The following is a 23740-nucleotide window of genomic DNA, read 5'->3' as shown; positions in this document are numbered from 1 at the left end:
GGTTGACCCTTTATGCAGTTAATTTTAAGGCGTAAACAAAAGCTTAGCTCATTTATCGCACTTTGCGTTGTGGTAGCTGTGGTGCTGGTATGTGTACGTTTAGGGTATTGGCAATTAGCAAGGGCTGAGCAAAAGCAGCAACAGCTAACAGCTATAGCTAAAATGCAAACCCAAGGTGTAATGAGCTGGGGGCAATTACAGGCCATGCCTACAAAGTGGAATAAAACAGGTGTAGTGGTTGAGCTTGTCGGAAAAATAATAAATCAGCAATACTGGCTTTTAGATAACCAAGTTTACCAAGGGCAAGTCGGTTACGATTTATTGGTTTTATTTAAGCCAAGCCAAGCAAGTGATGCTTTACTCGTTAATTTAGGGTGGGTAAAAGCGCCTATTTCACGCAGCGAATTACCGAACATCCAACTTCCTAAACGTAATATTACGTTTAAAGCGCAGATAAAAGAGCAAAATCTAACGAGCTTTAACTTACAAACCAATTCGACAAAACAAGACCTTCAAAAACGAATTCAATCAATAGATTTACAAAAGCTAAGTGAGCAGAGTAATCAATCGTTATTTAATTTTATGGCTTATCGTCAAGGTGCTGGAGATGCGCTAGCTATACCGCATTACAAAGCGGTGGTGATGAGTCCGCAAAAGCACCAAGCGTATGCAGTGCAATGGTTTTTAATAGCCTTAGCCTGTGTAGTGGTGGCCATTTTTGCCAGTAAAAAGAGGACTAACAATGAAAAATAATCCTTTAGTTTTGTTTGTTGTATGTTGCGCTGTACCGCTAGTACTCGCATACGGTGCGCTAAAACTAGACTGGTTGCCTAGCGCTATTACCAATAATGGCGAGTTTTTACAGCACGAAGTAAAGCTTGAAAACTGGCAGCAACATAACCCTAAGCAATGGACAATTGCGCTTAATTACTCCAATAAATGTAATGCTTCGTGTAATGAGCAGCTCAATGCGCTTGATAACTTATATATCGCCCTAGGAAAAAACCAAGGCAAGGTTGATATGGCTGTAATGGGGGCGCCAAAAGTTAAAAACATTCCTTGGAAAACCTTTAACGCGCAACAAAATTTGCAGCCCGCTAGCTTATATTTAATCGATCATATGGGTTTAGTGGTGCTTGAATATCCGTTTAAAGAGCAGCCTCAAGAAAACCGTTTAGTACAAAAAGGTTTATTAAAAGATTTAAAAAAACTACTTAACTATTCTCGTTCAAGCTAATTAATAGCGCATTGTTAATGGGAGATTCCTATGTATAAAAATTATAAAAACTGGGTACTTGCAACGGGGTTACTTGCGCTGTTGGTGGTAGGGCTAGGTGCTTATACACGTTTAAGTGACGCAGGTCTTGGTTGCCCCGATTGGCCCGGTTGCTATGGCTTTTTAACTGTACCAAAGCATGAAGCCGATATCGCACTGGCTACCCAAAGTTATCCCGATATGATGTTTGAAACCGCCAAAGCGTGGAAAGAAATGATCCACCGTTACTTTGCAGGCGCGCTGGGGTTGCTTATTTTAGCGCTATTTGTATTGGCTTTTGTAAAGCGCCATTACTCAAACACGCCGGTTAAATTACCGCTAGCCTTATTATTGTTAGTTATGTTTCAGGCTGCGCTGGGTATGTGGACCGTTACTATGAACTTGCAACCGCTCATTGTAATGGGCCATTTGTTGGGGGGATTTAGTATTTTATCGCTAATCACTCTTTTATATCTGCGTTTAACCAGTAAGCCTATAGAGGGCGGAGATAGTAGCGCTAAACGCCACTTTTCATTGAGCTTAGTTGCATTGACTGTGTTGGTTATTCAAATTGCTTTAGGTGGGTGGCTTGCAGCAAATTATGCGGCGCCACACTGTAATGGTTTACCGCTGTGTAGTTATGCGCAGCCATTTTCACTCAGTAGTGTGTTTCAGCTGCCGCTTGAACACAGTAATTATGAGTACGGAGTGTTATCGCAGCAGGCACGTATGTCTATTCATCTACTACACAGAATTTGGGCGCTAGTTACATGTATTGTGTTGGCGCTAATTATGTGGCGTATATATAGGCAAGCGCAATCTGCAAAAATAAAACACTGTACTGTCAGCGTGCTCGTTGCACTACTTTGCCAAATTAGTTTGGGACTTGCGGTGGTGCATTGGCATTTTCCGCTTGGAGTGGCACTGGCGCACAATTTAATGGCAGCTATTTTGTTATTGACTATGGTTAGGTTGTGTTACTACCTAAAAGCACGCACATAAAGGGGAATAATTATGGCACTCACACTCGACAAAAAAGAACTACAGGTTATTAGCGCACACCCTTTTATTCAACGTGCTTATAATTTATTGCAAGATTACTTAGCTATTAGCAAGTTTAAAGTAGTGGCTATGTTGGTACTTACTGCTTGGGTTGGCTTGGCACTGGCGCCTGATGTAGGGCGAGGCATTGTAGTACAATTTATTAGTTTACTAGGTATTGGCTTGCTCTCTGGCGCTGCGGCGGTAATAAACCATGTTGTTGATAGTGAAATAGATACAAAAATGGCGCGTACACGCCACCGCCCTGTAGCCAAAGGCCGGCTTAGTAAAACCCATGCGTTAAGCTTTGCAGGTGTGATAGGGGTTGCTGGTTTTATAATGCTAATGCTTTGGGCAAACACCCTAACAGCCGTGCTTACGTTGTTTGCATTAGTTGGGTATGCTTTTATTTATACCTCTTTTTTAAAGCGTGCTACACCGCAAAACATTGTAATTGGTGGCTTAGCTGGGGCAATGCCGCCCTTATTGGGTTGGGTTTCTGAAACCAATCAAATGGCAGCCGCGCCATGGTTACTTGTAATGATTATATTTACATGGACCCCACCGCATTTTTGGGCGCTGGCAATAGCACGCAAAAGCGATTACGAACGCGCTAAAATTCCTATGTTGCCAGTGACTCACGGTATCGACTTTTGTAAAACCTGCGTTGTGGCTTACACCATATTACTGGCGCTTGTATGCGTATTACCTTATTTAATTGGTATGTCGGGCGGTATTTATTTAGTAGGCGCATGTGTGCTCAATGCACTCTTTTTGTATAAAGCGGTTAAGCTTAAATTAGCCCCAAATAATGATACCGCAATGGACTTATTTCGCTTTTCAATTGTGCATTTAATGGTACTCTTCGTGATCTTATTTATAGATAAATGGCTCCTTTTATGAAGCAGTTACGGATTAGCTTAGTTGTAATTTTTTCGTTTTTACTTGTCGCTTGCTCAGAGCAAAATAGTGCACCCGATGTGCAAGCCTTAGTATATGAGCAAGCAAAGCCTCTTTCTGATTTTACACTTAACGACCAAAACAGTAAGTTAGTTACCAAAGCGCAATTTTTGGGGCAGTGGAACTTAGTGTTTTTAGGCTATACTAGTTGTCCAGATATTTGCCCCTTAACGCTTGCTAAACTAAACAGCGTGTATAAAAAGTTACATAACGAATACCCATTGCAAATTTGGTTTATGTCGGTAGACCCTCAACGCGATACGCCTGTAAAGCGCAAAGCGTACATTGATTATTTTAACCCTGACTTTTTAGCTGTTTCGGGTGAGCACAAAAACCTATTCCCAGTGGTTAGAGAGCTTGGCCTAATTTATGCTATTAGTGACTCAAAAGAATCAGACTACGCGGTCGATCATAGTGCTTCGGTGGCTTTAGTTGATGCAAATGGAGCTGTAAGAGCCATATTTAAGCCTGAGTTCCAACAAGGAAATGTGCCCCTTATTAATACCGCTCAACTCATTAGCGAATTTAAACAAATAGCAGATTACTATAAAAACTAGTTTTAAACTTTTCACGCATTTTAAAAGGAGCTTAGGCTCCTTTTTTGCTTTTTAGCGCCACTTTTAAAAGTTTTATTAATTTTTTTGAGCCTTTTATGGCAATTTTAATAACTAAGGCTAAGCTTTTGTTATGAATTGAATTGACAGGGAAAGTCCTGAAAAAATGCTAAAACTTCCAAGCGAACTTGCGATTATGCAAGTAGAGACTCTTCACCAAGATTTATTACAAGAACTCAATAGCAATAACGATATTTGTTTAGATGTCAGTGAGGTTGTTTCAGCCGATACCGCGTCAATTCAACTTTTGTGTGCCTTACAAAAACACCTACTTACCATACACCATAAAATTGTATGGGTAGGCAGCAGTGATGCACTTCAAAACGCCATTAATCAACTTGGCTTAAGTCAATATTTAACACTTGAAAGTAAAGGTTAGAGGTTTATATGAAGAAAATTTTAGCGGTTGATGATTCTGCGTCAATGCGTCAAATGGTGAGCTTTACGCTTAAAACCGCAGGTTTTGATGTTACCGAAGCAAAAGATGGCAGCGAAGCCCTCGCGATTGCTAAGCAGCAAAGTTTTGATGCGGTAATTTCAGATGTAAATATGCCCATTATGGATGGCATTACGCTTATCAGAGAGCTCAGAGGCCTTCCTGATTACAAGTTTACGCCGCTACTTATGCTAACCACAGAGTCAGGATTAGATAAAAAAGTAGAAGGTAAAGCAGCTGGCGCAACAGGCTGGATTGTAAAACCTTTCAACCCGGATCAGTTACTAGCGGTACTTAAAAAAGTCATTCGTTAACTGAGGAGTGCGGCGTGAGTATAGATTTAAGTCAATTTTTTGAAGTGTTCTTTGAAGAAAGTTTTGAAGGCCTAGATACAATGGAGGCCGAGCTATTAAATTTAGAGCCCGGCGAAGAAGACTTAGAAACAATAAATACTATTTTTAGAGCTGCGCACTCAATTAAAGGGGGCAGTGGCACCTTTGGCTTTAACTCAGTTGCTGAGTTTACCCATGTGCTAGAAACCCTACTCGATCAAATACGCCAAGGCGAGCGCGAGCTAACCACCGAGCACGTTAATTTATTACTTAAAGCTGTTGATTGTTTGCGAGGTTTACTCGGTGAGCTGCAAGCAGAGCAAGAGCCTGATTTATCACAAGCTACGACTTTAAAAAAACAATTTGAAATTGTACTCGAAATGCAAGCCGATTCAGCCCCAAGCGAGGCAAACGAAGTAACAGCTGCTGCTGAGGTAAATACCTTTCAAATCGATTTCAAGCCGCATCATCACCTTTTTAAAACAGGTAACGAGCCTTTATTTATGATCAGCGAATTAGCTGAACTCGGCGAGCTTGAAACACAGGCATTTTTAGACGATATCCCAGATATCAAAGATTTAAGCAGTGACGAGTGCTACTTACACTGGCGCTTTTTTTTAAATACCAGCGAAAAAAAAGCAGCCATTAAAGAGGTGTTTGAATGGGTAGAAGATGATGCTGATATAAAAATAGAGCTCTGTGGCGGGTTATTTGATGAAGACACTTCTCATACCGCAAACGCTGATGAAAAGAGCAGCGATAGCACAGCCCAAACACCGCCTATTAGCAATGCTAAAAAAGCACCCGATAAACCTAAAAGCAAACCCACAGCCGATAAAAAGCCAACATCAGCACCAGAGTCTACCTCAATAAGAGTAGGAATAGACAAAGTAGACTCGTTAATAAATATGGTCGGTGAGCTGGTGATAACACAAGCCATGTTAAATCAGTTGAGCGAGCAAGAAATTAGCGAATCAACCATTACGTCATTACAAGAAGGCCTGGCACAACTGGCGCATAATACTCGAGATCTGCAAGAAAATGTGATGCGTATTCGTATGTTACCGATTAACTTTGTATTTAGCCGGTTTCCGCGTTTAGTACGCGATATAGCGCAAAAACTAAATAAACAGGTGGAGTTGAAATTATTAGGCGAGCAAACCGAGCTAGATAAAACGGTAATGGAAAAAATATCTGACCCTATGGTTCACCTAGTCAGAAATTCCCTCGACCATGGCCTTGAAACAATTGAACAGCGGGTTGCCGCTGGTAAAGATCCTGTGGGCACGGTGACCTTAAATGCCTTCCATCAAGGCGGCAATATTGTGATAGAAATAATGGACGATGGACAAGGCTTAAATACGCAAAAAATTAAAGAAAAAGCCATTACGAATGAGCTGATCACCGCTGATTGTAATTTAACAGATGATGAAATTAACGAGCTTATTTTTATGCCTGGCTTTTCTACCGCCGATGCGGTTAGCGACTTGTCTGGGCGTGGTGTAGGAATGGATGTTGTTAAGCGCAATATTCAATCTTTAAATGGTTCAGTTGAGGTTTCATCAGCGCCTGGCGTTGGCTCTACCTTTACAATTAGGCTGCCCCTTACGCTTGCCATTTTAGATGGTCAATTAGTTAAAGTTGCCCAGCATACTTATATTATTCCACTTATTTCTATTGTTGAATCACTACAGATTGATATCACTAAAGTAAGCCGAGTGGGTAAAGATTTAGATGTACTAAGGCTGCGTGACGAATACATCCCTATTTTACGCCTATATCAAATTTTTAATCATCAAAACGCCATAGAGTCATTAGACAAAACTTTGCTGGTGGTTGTTGAAACCGACAACCAAAAAGTGGGTTTGCTGGTTGATGACTTACTTTCGCAGCAGCAGGTAGTAATAAAAAGTTTAGAGGCGAACTATCAAAAGGTAGACGGGGTGTCTGGAGCAACTATTTTAGGCGACGGGCGTGTATCGTTAATTGTTGATATTAGCGGCTTAATAAAATTATCAGGGCTTAAAAAACCAGGTAGCCAAGAGCTAATCATAGATTCTAAAACACCTCTGGAGGCTTCATGATTAGTGAACAAAGCGAGCTAAATAACAAAATTGATTTAGGTCAACAGCAAGGCGTTAAGCAGTTTTTAACTTTTATTATGGCAGGCGAAGAATACGGCGTAGATATATTAACCGTGCAAGAGATCAGAAGTTGGGAAGAAATTACCGTACTGCCCAACGCGCCGGATTTTGTTAAAGGAGTAATAAACCTTCGCGGCACCATAGTGCCAATAATAGATTTGCGCTTACGTTTTGGCTTGCCAAGCACTGAATATGGGCCATTAACGGTTGTTATTGTTGTAAAAGTTATTTTTGAAAACGATTCAAAAATAATGGGTATCGCAGTAGATGCGGTGTCAGATGTTTACAGCATTGCAGAGCAAAACGCCAAGCCCGTCCCTAGCCTGTCTGATTCGAGTAATTGTGAATATGTCGCAGGGTTGGTAAACGTGGGCGAAAAAATGGTCTCGTTAGTTGATTTACAAAGAACAATGGATATATAGCCACAGCGCTATGTAGCAACAAAAACAAACATAAAGGTGGTGATGGGCATGGGATGGTTTAGTAATCCGAAGCAGTCAGAATCAAGCAATGACTTAATTGTTAATGCATTAAATAAATCATTAGCGGTTATTGAGTTTGAACCCAGCGGCAGAATAATTACGGCTAATTCAAACTTTTTAAATGCAATGGGATACCGTTTAGAGGAAGTGCAAGGGCAGCACCACTCTATGTTTGTTGAACCAGATGAAGCACAAAGCAGCGAGTATAAAAATTTTTGGCAACGCTTGCGCGGTGGAGAGTTTATTTCTAATGAGTTTAAACGCCTTGCTAATGGAGGGCGAGAGGTATGGATCCAAGCTACCTACAACCCCATTATTGATAGCCAAGGGCAAGTGCTAAAAGTAATTAAATTTGCTACCGACATTACCGAACAAAAAAAGCAGGCCGCTGAAGCACAAGGCCAACTTGAGGCAATTAGTAAATCTCAGGCGGTGATTGAGTTTAATCTTGATGGCACAATTATTACTGCCAATGACAATTTTTTAAATGGTTTAGGCTATCAACTTAGCGAAATAAAAGGCCAGCATCATAAATTATTTGTGAACCCAGAATACGCTAAAACAAACGAATACAAACAGTTTTGGGACAAGTTAGGACGAGGAGAGTACGACTCCGGCGAGTACATGCGAATAGGTAAACAAGGGCAAGAAATATGGATTCAAGCCTCTTACAACCCGATATTTGATTTAAACGGTAAGCCTTATAAAGTGATAAAATACGCCAGTGATATCACCGCGCAAAAGCAGCTCGAGCGCGAGTCTAAAAAGGCTGCGGACTTAGCAAGTGCGTTAACCGTTTGCCAAGCCAATGTAATGATTGCCGATAAAGACCTCAATATTATATTTGTGAATGAGCAGGTTAAGTTAATGCTCAAAGCACGTGAAACGGCCTTGCAAAGTGTGCTACCTAGTTTTTCTGTCGATAATTTAATTGGCACATGTGTAGACGATTTTCATAAGCACCCAGCCCATCAACGCGAACTATTAAAAAACTTAAAACAGCCTTATAAAACAGAGTTACGTTTAGCAGGGCTTATTTTTAGCTTAATTGCTACACCGTGGATAAACCATGAAGGTAAGCATTTAGGCACCATTGTTGAGTGGGAAGATATCACTGATAGCGTAGCAAAAGCAGAGCAAGAACGTGCAGAAGCACAAGAAAACTTACGAGTAAAACAAGCGCTTGATACCGTAGCAACAAACACCATGATAGCCGATGCTTCAAATGTAATTGTATACATGAACAACGCGGTTAAATCGATGATGAGTCTTGCTGAAGATGATTTGAAAAGGGAGCTGCCAAACTTTGATAGCACCAACTTAATGCAGCAAAACATTGATATATTCCACAAAAACCCGGCTCATCAACAAAACTTATTAGCTAAGCTTACAACAACTTACCGAGCCGAAATAAAAGTAGGTGGGCGCACTTTTGGTTTAGTTGCAAACCCTATTTTTACACCAGAACAAGAACGTATAGGAACTGTTGTTGAGTGGGAAGATAGAACGGCTGAAGTAGCAATAGAAAAAGAAATTGCCCAATTAGTTAGCGATGCGGGCAATGGCGATTTAGAAACCCGAGTAGATGAAAAAGGAAAAGAAGGCTTTTTCTTACGTTTAGCACAAGGCTTAAATAGCTTAGTTGAAATTGTTGATGATGCCGTTAGTGATACCGCGCAAATGCTTGATGCAATGGCCAATGGCGACCTATCAAAGCGCATAGAAAAAGAGTATCAAGGCTCGTTTGATAAGCTTAAGCAAGATGCTAATACCACTGCAGATAAGCTAACCGATGTTATAAATCGCATAAACTCATCAGCCACACTTGTTGCCAGTGGTGCAGAGGAAATTTCGCAAGGTAATGCTGATTTAAGTCAACGTACCGAAGAGCAAGCTTCATCACTTGAAGAAACAGCTTCTAGCATGGAAGAAATGACCAGTACCGTAAGGCAAAATGCGGATAATGCAAAAGTTGCTAACGATTTAGCCGAAGAAACCTGCGACAAAGCAATTCAGGGTGGCGAAGTTGTAAATAGAGCAGTAACGAGTATGTCGGCCATTAACGAGTCGAGTAAAAAAATTGCAGACATTATTGGTGTTATTGATGAAATTGCTTTTCAAACTAATTTATTGGCACTCAACGCCGCCGTTGAAGCAGCCAGAGCAGGAGAGCAGGGCCGTGGCTTTGCCGTTGTTGCTGGTGAGGTGCGCAACCTAGCTCAGCGCTCAGCCGGTGCTGCTAAAGAAATTAAAGAGCTTATTAGAGACAGTGTGGCAAAAGTTACCGATGGCTCTGTGCTTGTAAATGAGTCGGGTGAAACGCTCAGAGAAATAGTTTCAAGTGTGCAACGTGTTACTCAAATGATTGCAGATATTACCGAGGCCTCTGAAGAGCAAAGCGCAGGCATTGAGCAAGTCAATAAAGCGGTTGCCCAAATGGATGAGATGACCCAGCAAAATGCGGCACTTGTAGAAGAAGCCTCTGCTGCGGGCGAGTCAATGGCTGAGCAAGCAAACGAGATGCGCCAGCTATTGCACTTTTTCTCATTTGGTCAGCAAGGCATGAATACATTGCCAAATACGCACTTTGAACGCTCAGCGCCCCCTGCGCGCCAACCTAGTGGCTATTTAAAAAATCCCCAACCCAAAGGCGAAAACTTTATAGACTCAGCAGATGAATGGGAAGAGTTTTAGTCATTACTGGCTTGCTATTTAATACCCTAGCAAGCCTGCTTTACAAGGGATGGTATGACAATGAAAGAATTTTTATGTACCGATAAAGATTTTAAAGACATTGCCACTTTAGTTTATAACGCATGCGGAATTGTGCTTGGCGATCATAAGCGCGAAATGGTGTATTCCCGTTTAGCAAGAAGGGTAAGGGAGCATAAACTTAAAAACTTTTCACAATACTTAGAATACTTACACAATAATAAAGAGGCTGAGTTTGACGCATTTATTAATGCTATTACCACTAACTTAACGTCTTTTTTTAGAGAGCCCCACCACTTTGAGTTTTTAAAAAACACCATAGTGCCGCAGTTACTTAGCAGTAACAAAGTCACAAAACGAGTACGCGTATGGTCAGCGGGTTGCTCTACCGGTGAAGAGCCATACAGCTTAGCAATAACCCTTGCCGATTTATTCCCAAGTTCTTGGGATGTAAAAATTTTAGCAACCGATTTAGATTCTAATGTATTAGCCAAAGCACAAGCGGGTATTTATACCGCGGCTAATGTAAATGGATTAGAGAACAATGTACTTAAAAAGTGGTTTTTAAAAAGCAAAGATGGGCAAACATATAAGGTGAAACCACAGCTAAATAAGCATATTTTTTTTAAACGCCTTAACCTTTTACAAGAATGGCCTATGAAAGGGCAGTTTGACTTAATTTTATGTCGTAACGTGGTTATTTATTTTGATAAAGAAACAAAAGACACCTTGTTTGAACGTTATGCAAATGCACTTAATCGTGATGGGTATTTGTTTTTAGGGCACTCAGAGAGTATGGGAAAAGAGCATTCTGAGTTTAAAAATTTAGGGAAAACCATGTATCAAAAGCAACACAATGCACGCACAGTTTAGGCCGGTGCTGCCAGGGTTTGAACATATAAAACGTTACTGGGATGCAGGACGCACAAGCGTGGTGGCAAAAATATTACCCGGCGAATTTTATGTCTCAAAAAATGATGAGCTTATTTCTACGGTACTTGGGTCGTGCATCGCCGCGTGTGTTTATGATGAAAAAGCCGGTATAGGCGGTGTAAACCACTTTATGTTGCCGGTAAAAAAAGGCCTAGAATTAAACAGTGCCCATAGTTTGAGCTGCCGCTACGGAAATTGGGCAATGGAATACCTGATCAACGAAGTACTCAAAGGTGGTGCAGCGCGAAAAAATTTAAAAATAAAACTCTTTGGTGGCGGCAAAATAATTAGTGCAATGACCGACATAGGGATAGGTAATATTAGCTTTGCCAATGCCTATATTCAGGAAGAGTCGCTCAATCTTGTTGCACAAGATATGGGGGGGCCGTGGCCTCGAAAAATTTTTTTTCATCCGCATACGGGCAAAGTCCACGTAAAAAAACTGAAGAATTTGCACAACAACACAATTGAAAAACGCGAAGTGCGCTACCTGCAAAACCTTAAGCAACAAGATAAAGCCACCGAGACTAACATAGAGCTGTTTTAGGAGCCGTAATGGTTAAAGTTCTGATAATTGATGATTCACCACTGATAAGGCGTTTGCTGAGCGAAATATTATCTCAGGCTAGCGATATCGAGGTTGTTGGCTGTGCTGAAGACCCTTATCAAGCACGAGAAATGATTAAATTGCTCAATCCAGATGTGCTTACCCTCGATGTAGAAATGCCAAAAATGGACGGCATTAGCTTTTTAAGAAACCTAATGCGCTTAAGACCTATGCCCGTTGTGATGATTTCTACATTAACCCAGCAAGGTTCGCCTATCACCTTAGAAGCGCTTGAGCTAGGTGCGGTGGATTTTATTGCCAAGCCGACCGTGAATGTTAAGCAGCAAATGAGTCAGTATGCATATGTTGTACAGCAAAAAGTGCGCGTGGCGGCAGGTGCAAGGGTAAGAAGTTTTAAAAAGGTAAGCACCGAAAATGAACCTTTACCTACCAATGCGCAATTTTTATTAAACAAGGTAATAGCGATAGGGGCTTCAACAGGGGGCACAGAAGCAATAAAAGAAGTGCTTATAAAAATGCCGACCAATTGCCCTGCGATTGTGATTACCCAGCATATTCCTCCGGTATTTAGTACCTCGTTTGCGCAGCGTATGGACCGCACCTGTGCAATTAACGTAAAAGAAGCGCAGCACGGAGATAAGCTCACTGCAGGGTGGGCTTATATAGCCCCAGGTGGTCTGCACTTAAGCATAAAAAAAAGAGGGGCAAGTTTATATTGCGAGCTTGAAGATTCTGAGCCGGTTAACCGCCATAAACCGGCGGTAGATGTATTATTTAACTCGTTACTTGAGTGCGGCGCAAAAAACATTGTGGCAGCGCTACTAACCGGTATGGGGAGCGATGGCGCAAAGGGCTTGCTTAGCATTAAACAAGCTGGCGGTTACACCATTGCACAGGATGAGTTTTCTTCTGTGGTGTGGGGAATGCCCAAAGCGGCGGTTGATTTAGGCGCCGCTCATGAAATTGTTGCGCTTGATAAAGTAACCCAGCGCTTATTGCATCAGGCTATAAAGGTGTAATTGCTACTGGATCACCCACGGCTGCGAAAACCAATAGTAACTACCAGGGTGCTTAATTGAAGGGGCGGTACAATTAAAGCGTGAACGACCTTCATTTAGCGCCTTTGGGGAGTCAATTTTTACAGTTGTGTCGTTTATCCAGGTTAACTTAGCCTGCCCTACACTTGATACATAACATGCAAACTGACTTTTATGAAAATCACCCATTTCAAACTCAATGCTGAGCGTTGGCGGGTTTTGTGAAGTTACACTGTCTTGGTAATCTAGGTTTTTAATACTAAACGCCCGAGAGTTTAATTTTGTAATTAACGTATCTAATTTACTGTAAAAGCCAGAGGCTGGAAAACGCGGTAAGCGGGTAAAGTTAGAATCTTTATTAACCGCGCCTGAGTGTTGGCCTATACCAATAAAGCCAAGCTCTTTTACAAGCGTTTGCAGTTTGTTATTAAACTCACCATACGGGTAAGCTAGGTATTTATAGTCATGGCCTATTTCTTCTTTAATACGTTGCTGAGAATGCAAAATATCTTGTTTTATACGTGCTTGCCACTGTGTATCGCTCTCATTTTTTAGCTTAATATGCAGGTAGTCATGCTGAGTAGTATGATTGGCAATTAACGCACCTTTGCCAGCGAGCTCTTTCAACTTTTCCCACCCCATTACGTAGCCTTTACCTTCATCAATAAGCGTAGGGTTTACAAAAATAGTATAGGGGTAACCAAATTTTTCTAAAATAGGCGCTGCTTGTTCGTAGTTGTTGTTATAGCCATCATCAAAGGTGATAGCGACTGTTTTCTCAGGTAAGGTTTTATCTTGTTGTAAAGCACTTATTAGCTCATTTAGCGCAATAACATTAAAGTTATGCTCTTTTAAGTAACTTAAATGCTTAGTAAAGGTATTTGCGCTTACACTGGTTACAGCTGGAAGGGTTTCGCTTACATGGTGATACTGTAAAATAACTGCCGCATGAGCACGTACTGAAAAACCAATAAGAGTAATTAAAACTAAATGAAACAATTTCTTAAACATAATAAGGCACACCATAAAAGCTTGCTGTTGCTAGCGGGTCCAATGATATTATCAAATATTACTGTCCCACTGTTAGGAATTGTTGATACCGCTGTTATTGGCCACTTAGGTAGCGCACATTATTTAGCGGGCATCGCACTTGGCTCAGCTGTTATTTCTATTTTATTTTGGCTCGCCGGTTTTTTACGTATGAGCACCACTGGGTTGGTAGCCCAAGCATACGGGCAAAATAACTTAACACAGTTGGCAGCGCTTTTAAAACGCAGCTTACTGCTTGCCGTGTGTGTAGCGTTAGCGCTTATTGCTTTATCGCCTTTAATAAAACAAGCAATTGCTTTTTTGTCAGGCGCAAATAGCGAGGTTTTAGCGCAAGCATATCAGTATTTTAGTATTCGTATATTTAGTGCCCCTGCCGCACTGTGTAATTTAGTGCTGCTTGGGTGGATGCTTGGCGTACATTATGGGCGTGGGCCATTTTACTTGCTGCTAGTGACCAATATTACCAACATAGTGCTCGATATATACTTTGTGGTGTATTTAGACTGGGCAGTAGCGGGAGCAGCGTGGGCGTCGTTAATTGCAGATTACAGCGCGTTGGCTTTTGCGTTGCTACTAGTGATTAAGCTTGCTAAAAAGCAAGGCGTGGCGCTAAGCGTGCCAAACTGGCTCAGTATTAGCAAAATGACAGAGCTACTTAGTTTAAATAGAGATATATTTATCCGCTCATTAATTTTGCAATTGTGCTTTAGCTTTATGACCTTTTATGGCGCTCGCATAGGCGAAACAACGCTTGCAGCGAATGCTGTGTTACTTAACTTTTTAATGTTAGTAAGCTTTGCTCTTGATGGGATAGCCTATGCAAGCGAAGCCAAAGTTGGTCAAGCTAAAGGCCAGCAAAGCGTTAATAACATTAGATTGTGGGTAAAAATAAGTGTGTTTTGGGGGATGCTTTTTGGCGTGCTATACAGCGTATTTTTTGCAGTGTTTGGCAGCGCTATAATTAAGCTTTTAACCAATGTACCCGAGGTGATAGAAGCTGCGACAAATTACTTACCGTGGGTAATAGCATTGCCTATGTTAGCAATGAGCTGCTTTTTGTTTGATGGCGTATTTGTAGGGCTTACACGGGCAAAAAATATGCGTAATAGTATGATTCTTTCAGCTGCTGTTGGCTTTTTTGGGGTGTTTTGGGTGTTTATAGAGTGGCAAAATAATGCATTATGGCTGGCTATGAGTTGCTTTATGCTTATGCGCGGCGTTACGTTAATTATTAAGTATTTTCAGTTAAAAGCAACTAATCAGCTGCTAGATTAAGCGAACGTGTCATTTCCAGAGGTCGGGGTCGTGATCTTTTGGCCCCATGTCTTTTAAAACTTGCGAGAAACGATTGGCAAAAATACCGCTATAACCCCATGCAGCAAAAAATAAAGCCGGGATTAAAATTACCACACCTATAATTTGCAAACTAAAGTGAGTGTAGTAGCCAAGGGCAATAAATATCACGGCTAGCACAAACAGTGCTAAGCCGCGAAAAAAGCGCGTTAAACTCAACTTAGGGTTGCTCCCTAAGCGATAAATAAGCGGCTTTAACATTATTGCTTAATAATAAGAGTGATCGCCCGCTTGGTGCTCGGTAATATCGGCAACACCGGTGATTTCATCAAACTTTGCAATCATTTCTTTCTCGATGCCTTCTTTAAGCGTTACATCGATCATAGAACACCCATTACAACCACCACCAAATTGAAGTACTGCAATACCTTCAGCGGTTACTTCAACTAGGCTTACTTGACCACCGTGGTTAGCTAGCTGTGGGTTTACTTCGGTTTCTAGCATGTGTTGAACACGCTCATTTAGCGATGCGTTATCGCCTAGTTTACGTGCCTTTGCATTAGGCGCTTTTAACGTTAGCTGAGTGCCCATTTTGTCGGTAACAAAATCAATTTCAGCTTCTTCTAAAAAAGGAGCGCTTTCTGTATCTACTACGGCATCAAAACCATTAAAGTTAAGACGAATATCGCTGTCTTCTACGGCGTCTTCTGGGCAATAAGAAACACCACATTCCGCTTGTGATGTACCAGGGTTTACAACAAACACACGAATATTAGTTTGTTGTGCTTGATCTGCTAAAAGTTTAGCAAAATGCGCTTGTGCTGTTTCGGAAATAGAAATCATAAAACCGTCTATACTTGACTAAATTACTCGGATACTGCATATCATACTCCGCTCATCGTGTTGCGGCTAGTGTTGAGCGTAAAAAGTTGGCATCTATTTTAAGCAATGCTAGCGTGCAAATAACAAACATTTTTAGAGTGATTTATATGCGCTGGATAGTAACTATAATGGTGGCAATGCTTAGCTTTTCAAGTATGGCAAAACCACTTTCGTATTATTTTGAACAAGATGTAGAGTTTGATAAAACAATACCCACCCCACAAGACGTACTTGGTTACGAAGTAGGTGAGTGGCATGTAAGGCACGACCAACTTGTGCGTTACATGGAAATTCTAGCGCAAAAAAGTGATCGCATAAATTTTGAAGTAATAGGGCGCACACACGAGCAACGCCCGCTTGTGATGCTAAGTATTAGTAGCGCTGAAAAGCTCGCTAATTTAGAGCAAATTCGCCAAGCGCACTTAGCCCGTTTAGCAAACAGTGAGCAAGCTAAAAACACACAAACTGAGCCTGCTGTAGTTTGGATGGGATACAGTGTGCACGGTAATGAGTCGTCAGGCAGTAATGCCGCTTTATTGGTTGCGTATTACCTTGCTGCAGCGCAAGGCCCAGAAATAGAAAAGCTGTTAAATAATACCATTATTTTGCTCGACCCTTCACTGAACCCCGATGGCTTGGCTCGCTTTGCCAATTGGGCTAATAGTAATCGGGGGATGAACTTATCAAGCGACCCTAAAACGCGTGAGCACGTAGAAAGCTGGCCAAGTAGCCGTACAAATCACTATTGGTTTGATTTAAACCGCGATTGGTTATTGTTACAACACCCAGAGTCGCGTGCACGCATTGCTAAATTTCATCAATGGAAGCCAAATATTCTTACCGACTTTCATGAAATGGGGCCAAACAGCAGCTATTTTTTTCAACCTGGTATTGCTAGTCGCAAGCACCCAATTACCCCAGATGAAAACGTAACGCTTACTAAAGCCATAGCCAATTACCATGCTAAAACCTTAGATAAAAATAATGCCCTTTATTTTACCGAAGAAAGCTTTGATGACTTTTATTACGGCAAGGGGTCAACCTACCCCGATGTAAACGGCGGTATAGGTATTTTATTTGAGCAAGCCAGCTCACGTGGGCATGTACAAGACACCATAAACGGTACGCTTACCTTTCCTTTTACTATTAAAAATCAGTTATTAACAAGCCTATCAACCTTTAAAGCCGCGGTAGATAACCGCGAGGCGCTATTAACCTATCAGGCAAAATTTTATAACCAAGCCGTTGATTTAGCACATGATGAAAGCTTTGAAGGTTACGTAGTGGAAGGCGCGAAAGACAGTACCCGAATCAAACTATTTTTAAACCTACTAAAGCAGCATCAAATAAATGCTTACCCACTTACCAAAACGCTAAAAGCCAATGGCAAAAACTTTAGTACCCAGAGTTATTTTGTGCCGTTAGCTCAGCCACAGTTTCGTTTAGTAAAAGCCATTTTTAGCGAGCAAAAAAGCTTTGCCGACAACACATTTTACGATGTGTCGGGCTGGACACTCGCCCATGCTTTTAATTTAGAGTTTGCACAGGTAAAAAGTAGTTGGGGCTTAGAAGTAGCCAGTACTGCGTGGCAAAAAGCCGTTAAACCATCATTTGCTGCGTTAAAGCAAAGCTATGCATTTGGCTTTGCTTGGGACGATTACTTAGCGCCTAAAATGCTAAATAACTTGCTAAAGCAAGGTATTAAAGCACGTGTAGCGTTAAGCGCCTTAACAGCTAAAAGCAGTACCACAGAAATAGACTTTGCACCTGGCAGTATTATTATCCCTGCAGGGCTGCAAACGAACCCTGATTGGGTGGCTATTTTAAACGATGCGCAAACCCAATTTGGTATTGCAATAAAGCCTATTACTACAGGCCTTACAAGTAAGGGTGCCGACTTAGGGTCGCGCACCATGGCGGTATTAAACGAGCCAAAAGTACTGCTTGTGGGCGGTAAAGGCGTAAGCCAATACGAAGCGGGTGAAGTATGGTATTACCTAGACCGTTTTGTCGATATTTCTCCGACCATAGTAGAAATGGAGCGTTTAGGTAGCCTAGACTTAAATAATTACAGTCACATTGTACTAGCGAATGGCAATTACTCGGGCTTACCTGATAGCGATAAAGTTGCCATTAAAAGCTGGGTAAGAAAAGGCGGCGTAATTTGGGGCCACAAAGGCGGTGCTAAATTTTTAGCTGATCAGCAATTACTTAAAGCTAATTATTTATCTAGACAAGATGTAGCCAGCGCTTTTAATACTCAAGGGCTAAATTACGCAGATAAAGACCATTTATCAGGGCGACAACGCATAGCCGGCGCTATTTTTAATACCGATGTGGACACCACGCATCCACTCACATTTTCGCTTAATCGCGAAACATTGCCGGTATTTAAAAATAGCACTTGGTTATTAGAAAAATCAGATGCACCGTTTGTAAACATACTCACTTACCCACAAAAACCACTACTAGCAGGGTTTACTGATGGCGTAAATGAGCAGCAAATTGCCGGTGCAGCAGCCATGATTGCCCACTCATACGGGCGTGGCAGTGTTATTGCTATGACTGATAACCCCGTATTTAGAGGATACTGGTACGGCACAAGCCGATTACTCAGTAATGCTTTATTTTTTGGTCACACATTTAGAGTAAGAGGTGATTAACGACACCTTTAAAGTGGCGTTAAACAGGTAGCAAAAGCCCACACTTGTTTAGCGCCCGCTTGCTTTAATACTTGTGTAGCAGCGTTAAGCGTTGCACCTGTGGTCATTACATCATCTACAATAATCACCGTTTTACCGCTCATATCTTGTGTGCATACAAAGGCATTTTTTACATTTTTAATCCGTTTAGCTCTTGATAGTTTTGACTGTGCTTGTGTGGCTTTATTTCGTATTAACGCATTACTTATACAAACATGTTTTGCCAAACATGATTGCCATACTTGGCTTACCTGATTAAACCCTCGTGTTAAAAAGCGTCCTCGGTGCAAAGGTAAAATAATCGCTATGTCGGGCTGAGTCGTAAAATTTTCAAAAAACACATCTAATTGCATATTAATTACTTGTTGCAGTGCTTTTTTATAGTGAATTTGATTATTAAATTTGAGCCGTTTAAGCCAGTGTTCAAAAGGGGGTTGATAAAAAGCGCAGGCAAAGAGCTTATCAAATTCGCAATGCGGAAACATGTCCACTATATCAGGGCGGTGCAATAAATTGCTGTGCTTATTTAAATCAAACACGCTTAAATCTGCCAAGCAATATTCGCACAATCCCTCTTGAGCACTAACCACTCCTTGGCATTGCACGCAATAAGAGGGAAATAACCAATTAAAAAATGTATGTTGCATTGGTAACCCCTTGCGTTGCTTTCGTCTATGTAAGCGCTATGATGTGACAAAGTGTGGTTAAGGTTAGGCAAATATGCAAAGCGAGTTAGTGTTATTACATGGTTGGGGAATGAATCAGGGCGTATGGCAGTTAGTGCAGCCAGAGCTGGCGTTTTTACACAGTGGGCCTGTGCGCAGTATAGACCTGCCAGGTTTTGGCAATAGCAGTAGCTGCCCAAGTCCTTATAATTTACACGACGCAGCTGAAATCGTAAGTGAGCAGCTTAGCCCTGACTCTATTGTTATGGGCTGGTCGCTAGGGGGCTTATTTGCATTGTATATTGCAAAGCATTGGCCTGAAAAAGTTTCAAAAGTCATTTTAGTCGCTTCAACCCCGTTTTTTGCTGAGCAGCATAATTGGCCTGGAATAAAAGCCAGTGTGCTTGAGCAATTTAAAGAGCAGTTAATTAATCATCGAGAAAAAACCATCGAGCGGTTTTTGGCTATTCAGGCTATGGGTAGCGAGTCGGCACGCGATGATATAAAGCAGCTAAAGCAATTGTTAAATCAGTATAACGCGCCTAAAAGTGAGGCGTTGAGTACCGGCTTAAATATTTTGCAAAATGACGATTTACGTGATGTGTTTGCGCATTGCCCAGTGCCCATAAAAGCGATATTTGGCCGTTTAGATGCGCTGGTGCCTTACAAAGTAATCAATAAAATGGCAGCACTAAATACTGAGTTTGAATACGAAGTATTAGACAAAGCCTCGCATGCGCCGTTTATTTCACATAAAAAAGAGTTTTTATCTGCCGTTAAATCAATGCTTTAAAATAGCCTAAAGAAAGCTACTGTTTAAAGCTTTATTTTGCCCATAAAGTGAGCGATAATTAAGCAATATTTATTTTTTGGAGGTACAGCATGGCTATTGGTTCAGTATTTAATAGTGGTGTAGAAGGGTTTAATCGTGCAAGCCAAGGTATAGAGCGAGCAAGTGCAGAGATAAACCGTGCCACCATTGAAGAGCAAGATGATACGCAATTAGCCCAACAGCGCCAGTTAACAGCTGCGCGACCTGAAGAAGCAGTTACAGCGCCTGTTGCACAGCCCGCTCGGGTTGACGAAGCGCTTGTTAATTTAAAAGTTGAAGAGTTTAATGCCAAGGCAAACACGCAATCAATTCAAACTGCTGATGAAGTGCTTGGTACACTAATCGATATTAAAGTATAAATGTAATGAATATTGTCACGCCATTTCCGTCTATCAATATAAACACCGCCAATGTTTATACGGAAACCGCTCGGCGTGACAACCAGCTGCGCGACGTTATTCCTGCTCCAGCCCCTAATAGCGCCAGCAATACCGAAACCAAAGCGCAAAGCGATGCTGATAAAGCAAAACTACCAAGCAGTACAGAAGCCGCCACCTATGATGCAACCGGTAAGCTTAGTGATGAGCAAACTGTTGAGCAGCGTCAGCAAGGCAGCGAAGATTCAAATAACGAACAGCAACAAAATCAACAAGCAAGCGAAGACACCCCCGAGGAAGAACAAGAGCAGCAACAGCTAGAGTTAGAACAACAACAAATTAAAGAGCTTAAAGCGCGCGATACTGAAGTGCGTGTACACGAACAAGCGCATGCATCGGTGGGTGGGCAGTATGCAGGCTCACCAAGTTATGAATACCAACGTGGACCAGATGGCACTAATTACGCGGTGGGCGGTGAGGTACAAATTGATGTATCTGTAATCCCCGGCGATCCGCAAGCCACTATAGATAAAATGCAAACGGTACGTGCAGCCGCACTTGCCCCAGCAGAGCCATCAAGTGCCGACAGGGCAATCGCAGCTGATGCAACCCAAAAAATGGCGGCTGCCCAAGCGGAATTATCAGCCCCTGCTGACGAGGAAGCGCAAGCACAAGAGCCACAAAGTGCGTTATCAATAAACGAAACCAGCACCGCTGAGTCGCAAAGCGATACTAATACAGAGCAAGCACGTGACCCAGAAGTAGACGCCCGAGCTGGCCGTATTGCTAATTTTTATCAAATGGCTAGCTCACCCCAAAACGAGAGTGTTTTTTCTGCCTTTGGTTAAAACTAGTTAAGCTAAACTAAAACGCCGCTCAATGAGCGGCGTTTTTAGTGGGTGTTTATTTTTTTGTCTTTGCATTAGCAAATGCATCGGCAAAGGCATTACCCATCATGGCGTTACCATTATCGCGTTTTGGTTTTGCTGCACGCGGTTGCTGGCCCTGATTACTGCGTTGCTTTTGCGGCGCGGCAGCGGGTTTATTGCTTGTGTCTATTTCATCATCTAAGCGCATAGTAAAGCTAATGCGTTTACGTGGGGCATCTACCTCAACCACTTTTACTTTTACAATGTCACCGGCTTTTACTACTTCGCGCGGATCAGAGATAAACTTATTAGTAATTGCCGAAATATGCACTAGGCCATCTTGGTGTACACCTACATCAACAAACGCACCAAAGTTAGCTACATTAGAAACCACACCTTCCAAAATCATTCCAGGTTTTAAGTCTGTGATTTTTTCTACACCGGCTTTAAATTCAGCCGTTTTAAACTCAGGACGAGGATCGCGCCCAGGCTTATCTAGCTCTTTAATGATGTCGGTAACGGTAGGTAAACCAAACTTCTCGTCGGTGTAGTCATTAGCAACTAGTTTATTTAAAAACTCGCTATTGCCTATTAAGCTATTTACATCAAGGTTGTTACGCTCACAAATAAGTTTAACAACAGGGTAAGCCTCAGGGTGAACTGATGAGTTATCAAGTGGATCTTTACCCTGATTAATACGCAAAAAGCCTGCAGCTTGCTCAAACGCTTTTGGTCCTAAACGCTCAACTTTTTTAAGTTCGCTACGCTTAGTAAACGTGCCGTTAGTGTCGCGGTAATTTACTATATTTTGCGCTAAGGTTTTATTTAACCCCGATACGCGAGTAAGGAGCGGCACCGACGCCATATTTAAATCAACACCCACAGAGTTTACACAGTCTTCTACCACTGCGGTCAGTGTTTGACCCAATTGGCTTTGCGATACATCGTGCTGGTATTGGCCTACACCAATTGATTTTGGCTCAATTTTAACAAGCTCGGCCAGTGGGTCTTGCAGGCGACGCGCAATAGATACCGCGCCACGTAAAGACACATCTAAATTAGGGAATTCATTCGCGGCAAATTCTGACGCAGAGTAAACAGATGCACCGGCTTCGCTTACCATAATTTTATTTAATTTAAGCTCAGCATTGGCCTTAATAAGTTCGCCTACTAGCTTGTCAGACTCGCGTGATGCGGTTCCGTTACCAATCGCAATAAGTTCTACTTTATGCTGGCGACATAGTTGCTCTAATGTACGCAACGATTTTTCCCAGTGATTTTGTGGCGCGTGGGGGAAAATAGTTTGCGTTGTAAGCAATTTACCTGTGCCATCAACTACGGCAATTTTACAGCCAGTACGTAACCCAGGATCGAGGCCAAGCGTTGTTCGTGGCCCAGCAGGCGCGGCCATAAGTAAGTCTTTTAAGTTTTTAGCAAATACATCTATAGCGCCGGTTTCGGCTTTTTCTCGCATGGCCGCTAAAAATTCATTTTCTAGGTGTAGGCCAAGCTTTATTTTCCAAGCCCACTGCACAACACTTAACAACCATGCGCTAGCTGCTTTATATTTCACGTCTAAGCGGTAGTGATCAGCAATCATTTGCGCGCATAGCTGGGCTGCATTTTCGCTGCTTGGCTCTGGGTTAATACTTAGCTGTAAAATACCCTCGTTTCGCGCGCGTAACATAGCAAGTGCACGGTGCGAAGGGACCTTTTTAAGAGGTTCTTGATGATCAAAATAGTCGCGGTATTTGCTACCAGCTTGCTCTTGGCCGTCAATAAGTGTGCTTTGTATGGCACCGTGTTGGCTAATGTGGCTTCTAAACTTTGCTAATAACTTAGCATCTTCTGCAAAGCGTTCCATTAAAATAAATTTAGCACCATCAAGGGCTGCTTTGGTATCTGTAATACCTTGGTCGGCATTAATAAACTGCTGAGCGTGTTGCTCAGGGTCTAAGTTTGCATCGTTAAATAGCGCATCGGCAAGTGGCTCAAGGCCTGCTTCAATAGCTATTTGACCTTTGGTACGGCGCTTCGCTTTATAAGGAAGGTATAAATCTTCAAGCTCAGTTTTGCTTTGCGCGCTGGTAATATCGGCACTTAGCGCTGGCGTTAGTTTATTTTGCGATTCGATGGTTGATAAAATAAAGCTGCGGCGTTCTTCAAGCTCGCGCAAATACGACAAACGTTGCTCTAAAAGGCGTAATTGCGTGTCGTCTAATCCACCGGTAATTTCTTTACGGTAACGCGCAATAAAAGGAACCGTTGCGCCTTCATCAAGTAATTTTGTAGCAGCAACAACTTGTTGCTGTTGTGCATTTAGCTCAGTGGCTAAACGTGCAGAGATATCGCTCATGCATAAACCTTTTAATACAAAAAATAAAACCAGAAAATCCCTCTGGTACTGTTATACCCAGCTTATTAAAGTTGCTATTTAATGAGTTTGGTAGGTATATATTAGTTGAATAATATCACAGCAGGTTGTAATAAAAAGCTCTTAAAGCAAGCAATTTTGCTTGCTTTAAGATGGTTGGCTTGGCTGAGCTTACAAAGTGA

General features: G+C 41.9%; 23 protein-coding genes. 18 read left to right on the top strand and 5 right to left on the bottom strand.

Features of this window, described 5'->3' with window-relative positions; genetic code table 11:
- The first annotated feature begins 12 nt into the window (after positions 1-12).
- The 13 genes from QUE46_RS15735 to QUE46_RS15675 all read left to right on the top strand — a co-directional run bounded on the left by QUE46_RS15735 (position 13) and on the right by QUE46_RS15675 (position 12496).
- Positions 13-753 carry an SURF1 family protein gene (locus tag QUE46_RS15735; protein WP_286245546.1) on the top strand — a complete coding sequence of 247 codons (741 nt, stop codon included), beginning with the start codon at positions 13-15 and terminating at the stop codon, positions 751-753.
- Positions 743-1237 (top strand): hypothetical protein, encoded by a 495-nt coding sequence (locus QUE46_RS15730; RefSeq protein WP_004588220.1) that lies wholly within the window; start codon positions 743-745, stop codon positions 1235-1237. Before QUE46_RS15735 ends, QUE46_RS15730 begins: the two co-directional genes overlap by 11 nt.
- 30 nt (positions 1238-1267) lie before the next feature.
- On the top strand, positions 1268-2257 hold the full coding sequence (locus QUE46_RS15725) for a heme A synthase (RefSeq protein ID WP_286245545.1): 990 nt from the start codon (positions 1268-1270) through the stop codon (positions 2255-2257).
- A gap of 12 nt (positions 2258-2269) precedes the next feature.
- Positions 2270-3199 (top strand): heme o synthase, encoded by a 930-nt coding sequence (gene cyoE, locus QUE46_RS15720; protein WP_286245544.1) that lies wholly within the window; start codon positions 2270-2272, stop codon positions 3197-3199.
- Positions 3196-3813, top strand: a complete 618-nt coding sequence (locus tag QUE46_RS15715; protein ID WP_286245543.1) for an SCO family protein — start codon at positions 3196-3198, stop codon at positions 3811-3813. The genes cyoE and QUE46_RS15715 overlap by 4 nt, the downstream gene beginning before the upstream one ends.
- Before the next feature lie 163 nt (positions 3814-3976).
- On the top strand, positions 3977-4249 hold the full coding sequence (locus QUE46_RS15710) for an STAS domain-containing protein (RefSeq protein WP_004588224.1): 273 nt from the start codon (positions 3977-3979) through the stop codon (positions 4247-4249).
- An 8-nt stretch (positions 4250-4257) separates the two neighbouring features.
- A complete protein-coding gene (locus QUE46_RS15705; protein WP_029773320.1) occupies positions 4258-4620 on the top strand; it encodes a response regulator in 363 nt (120 codons plus the stop codon).
- A gap of 14 nt (positions 4621-4634) precedes the next feature.
- The gene (locus tag QUE46_RS15700) at positions 4635-6722 is read left to right on the top strand and encodes a chemotaxis protein CheA (protein WP_286245542.1); all 2088 of its coding nucleotides are present in this window, start codon (positions 4635-4637) and stop codon (positions 6720-6722) included.
- Positions 6719-7204, top strand: a complete 486-nt coding sequence (locus QUE46_RS15695) for a chemotaxis protein CheW (protein WP_286245541.1) — start codon at positions 6719-6721, stop codon at positions 7202-7204. The genes QUE46_RS15700 and QUE46_RS15695 overlap by 4 nt, the downstream gene beginning before the upstream one ends.
- Before the next feature lie 48 nt (positions 7205-7252).
- The gene (locus QUE46_RS15690; protein WP_286245540.1) at positions 7253-9958 is read left to right on the top strand and encodes a methyl-accepting chemotaxis protein; all 2706 of its coding nucleotides are present in this window, start codon (positions 7253-7255) and stop codon (positions 9956-9958) included.
- Positions 9959-10018: 60 nt separating this feature from the next.
- Complete coding sequence (locus tag QUE46_RS15685) at positions 10019-10849, top strand: protein-glutamate O-methyltransferase CheR (protein WP_286245539.1); 831 nt, start codon at positions 10019-10021, stop codon at positions 10847-10849.
- A complete protein-coding gene (gene cheD / locus QUE46_RS15680) occupies positions 10833-11456 on the top strand; it encodes a chemoreceptor glutamine deamidase CheD (protein WP_029774194.1) in 624 nt (207 codons plus the stop codon). The genes QUE46_RS15685 and cheD overlap by 17 nt, the downstream gene beginning before the upstream one ends.
- A gap of 8 nt (positions 11457-11464) precedes the next feature.
- Positions 11465-12496 carry a chemotaxis response regulator protein-glutamate methylesterase gene (locus QUE46_RS15675; protein WP_286245538.1) on the top strand — a complete coding sequence of 344 codons (1032 nt, stop codon included), beginning with the start codon at positions 11465-11467 and terminating at the stop codon, positions 12494-12496.
- A gap of 3 nt (positions 12497-12499) precedes the next feature.
- On the opposite strand, the gene QUE46_RS15670 is transcribed toward QUE46_RS15675, so the two are convergent.
- On the bottom strand, positions 12500-13525 hold the full coding sequence (locus QUE46_RS15670) for a polysaccharide deacetylase family protein (RefSeq protein WP_286245537.1): 1026 nt from the start codon (positions 13523-13525) through the stop codon (positions 12500-12502).
- A 42-nt stretch (positions 13526-13567) separates the two neighbouring features.
- On the opposite strand from QUE46_RS15670, the gene QUE46_RS15665 reads away from it, so the two are divergent.
- Positions 13568-14839: an MATE family efflux transporter gene (locus QUE46_RS15665; protein WP_286245536.1), complete on the top strand. Its 1272-nt coding sequence runs from the start codon at positions 13568-13570 to the stop codon at positions 14837-14839.
- 9 nt (positions 14840-14848) lie between these two features.
- On the opposite strand, the gene QUE46_RS15660 is transcribed toward QUE46_RS15665, so the two are convergent.
- Positions 14849-15118 carry a hypothetical protein gene (locus QUE46_RS15660; protein ID WP_029774191.1) on the bottom strand — a complete coding sequence of 90 codons (270 nt, stop codon included), beginning with the start codon at positions 15116-15118 and terminating at the stop codon, positions 14849-14851.
- Positions 15119-15124: 6 nt separating this feature from the next.
- Positions 15125-15700 carry a Fe-S biogenesis protein NfuA gene (gene nfuA / locus QUE46_RS15655; RefSeq protein WP_096042447.1) on the bottom strand — a complete coding sequence of 192 codons (576 nt, stop codon included), beginning with the start codon at positions 15698-15700 and terminating at the stop codon, positions 15125-15127.
- 146 nt (positions 15701-15846) lie between these two features.
- Here nfuA and QUE46_RS15650 point away from each other — a divergent pair, with 146 nt between their 5' ends.
- A complete protein-coding gene (locus QUE46_RS15650; RefSeq protein WP_286247797.1) occupies positions 15847-18402 on the top strand; it encodes a M14 metallopeptidase family protein in 2556 nt (851 codons plus the stop codon).
- Between the two features lie 8 nt (positions 18403-18410).
- On the opposite strand, the gene QUE46_RS15645 is transcribed toward QUE46_RS15650, so the two are convergent.
- Entirely contained in the window at positions 18411-19088 is a 678-nt protein-coding gene (locus QUE46_RS15645) for a ComF family protein (protein ID WP_286245535.1), read from the bottom strand.
- A gap of 73 nt (positions 19089-19161) precedes the next feature.
- On the opposite strand from QUE46_RS15645, the gene bioH reads away from it, so the two are divergent.
- From bioH to QUE46_RS15630, 3 genes are all read left to right on the top strand, one after another.
- Positions 19162-19899 carry a pimeloyl-ACP methyl ester esterase BioH gene (gene bioH / locus QUE46_RS15640; protein WP_286245534.1) on the top strand — a complete coding sequence of 246 codons (738 nt, stop codon included), beginning with the start codon at positions 19162-19164 and terminating at the stop codon, positions 19897-19899.
- 89 nt (positions 19900-19988) lie between these two features.
- The gene (locus tag QUE46_RS15635; protein WP_004588240.1) at positions 19989-20297 is read left to right on the top strand and encodes a hypothetical protein; all 309 of its coding nucleotides are present in this window, start codon (positions 19989-19991) and stop codon (positions 20295-20297) included.
- A 5-nt stretch (positions 20298-20302) separates the two neighbouring features.
- Positions 20303-21163: a putative metalloprotease CJM1_0395 family protein gene (locus QUE46_RS15630; RefSeq protein ID WP_286245533.1), complete on the top strand. Its 861-nt coding sequence runs from the start codon at positions 20303-20305 to the stop codon at positions 21161-21163.
- 55 nt (positions 21164-21218) lie between these two features.
- Here QUE46_RS15630 and QUE46_RS15625 read toward each other — a convergent pair whose 3' ends face one another.
- Positions 21219-23540: a Tex family protein gene (locus tag QUE46_RS15625; RefSeq protein ID WP_286245532.1), complete on the bottom strand. Its 2322-nt coding sequence runs from the start codon at positions 23538-23540 to the stop codon at positions 21219-21221.
- Positions 23541-23740: the final 200 nt, after the last annotated feature.

This window comes from Pseudoalteromonas sp. MM1 (assembly GCF_030296835.1).
GTDB lineage: Bacteria > Pseudomonadota > Gammaproteobacteria > Enterobacterales > Alteromonadaceae > Pseudoalteromonas.
The sequence above is the reverse complement of the archived record's forward strand: the minus strand, read 5'-3'. Positions and strand labels throughout refer to the sequence as shown.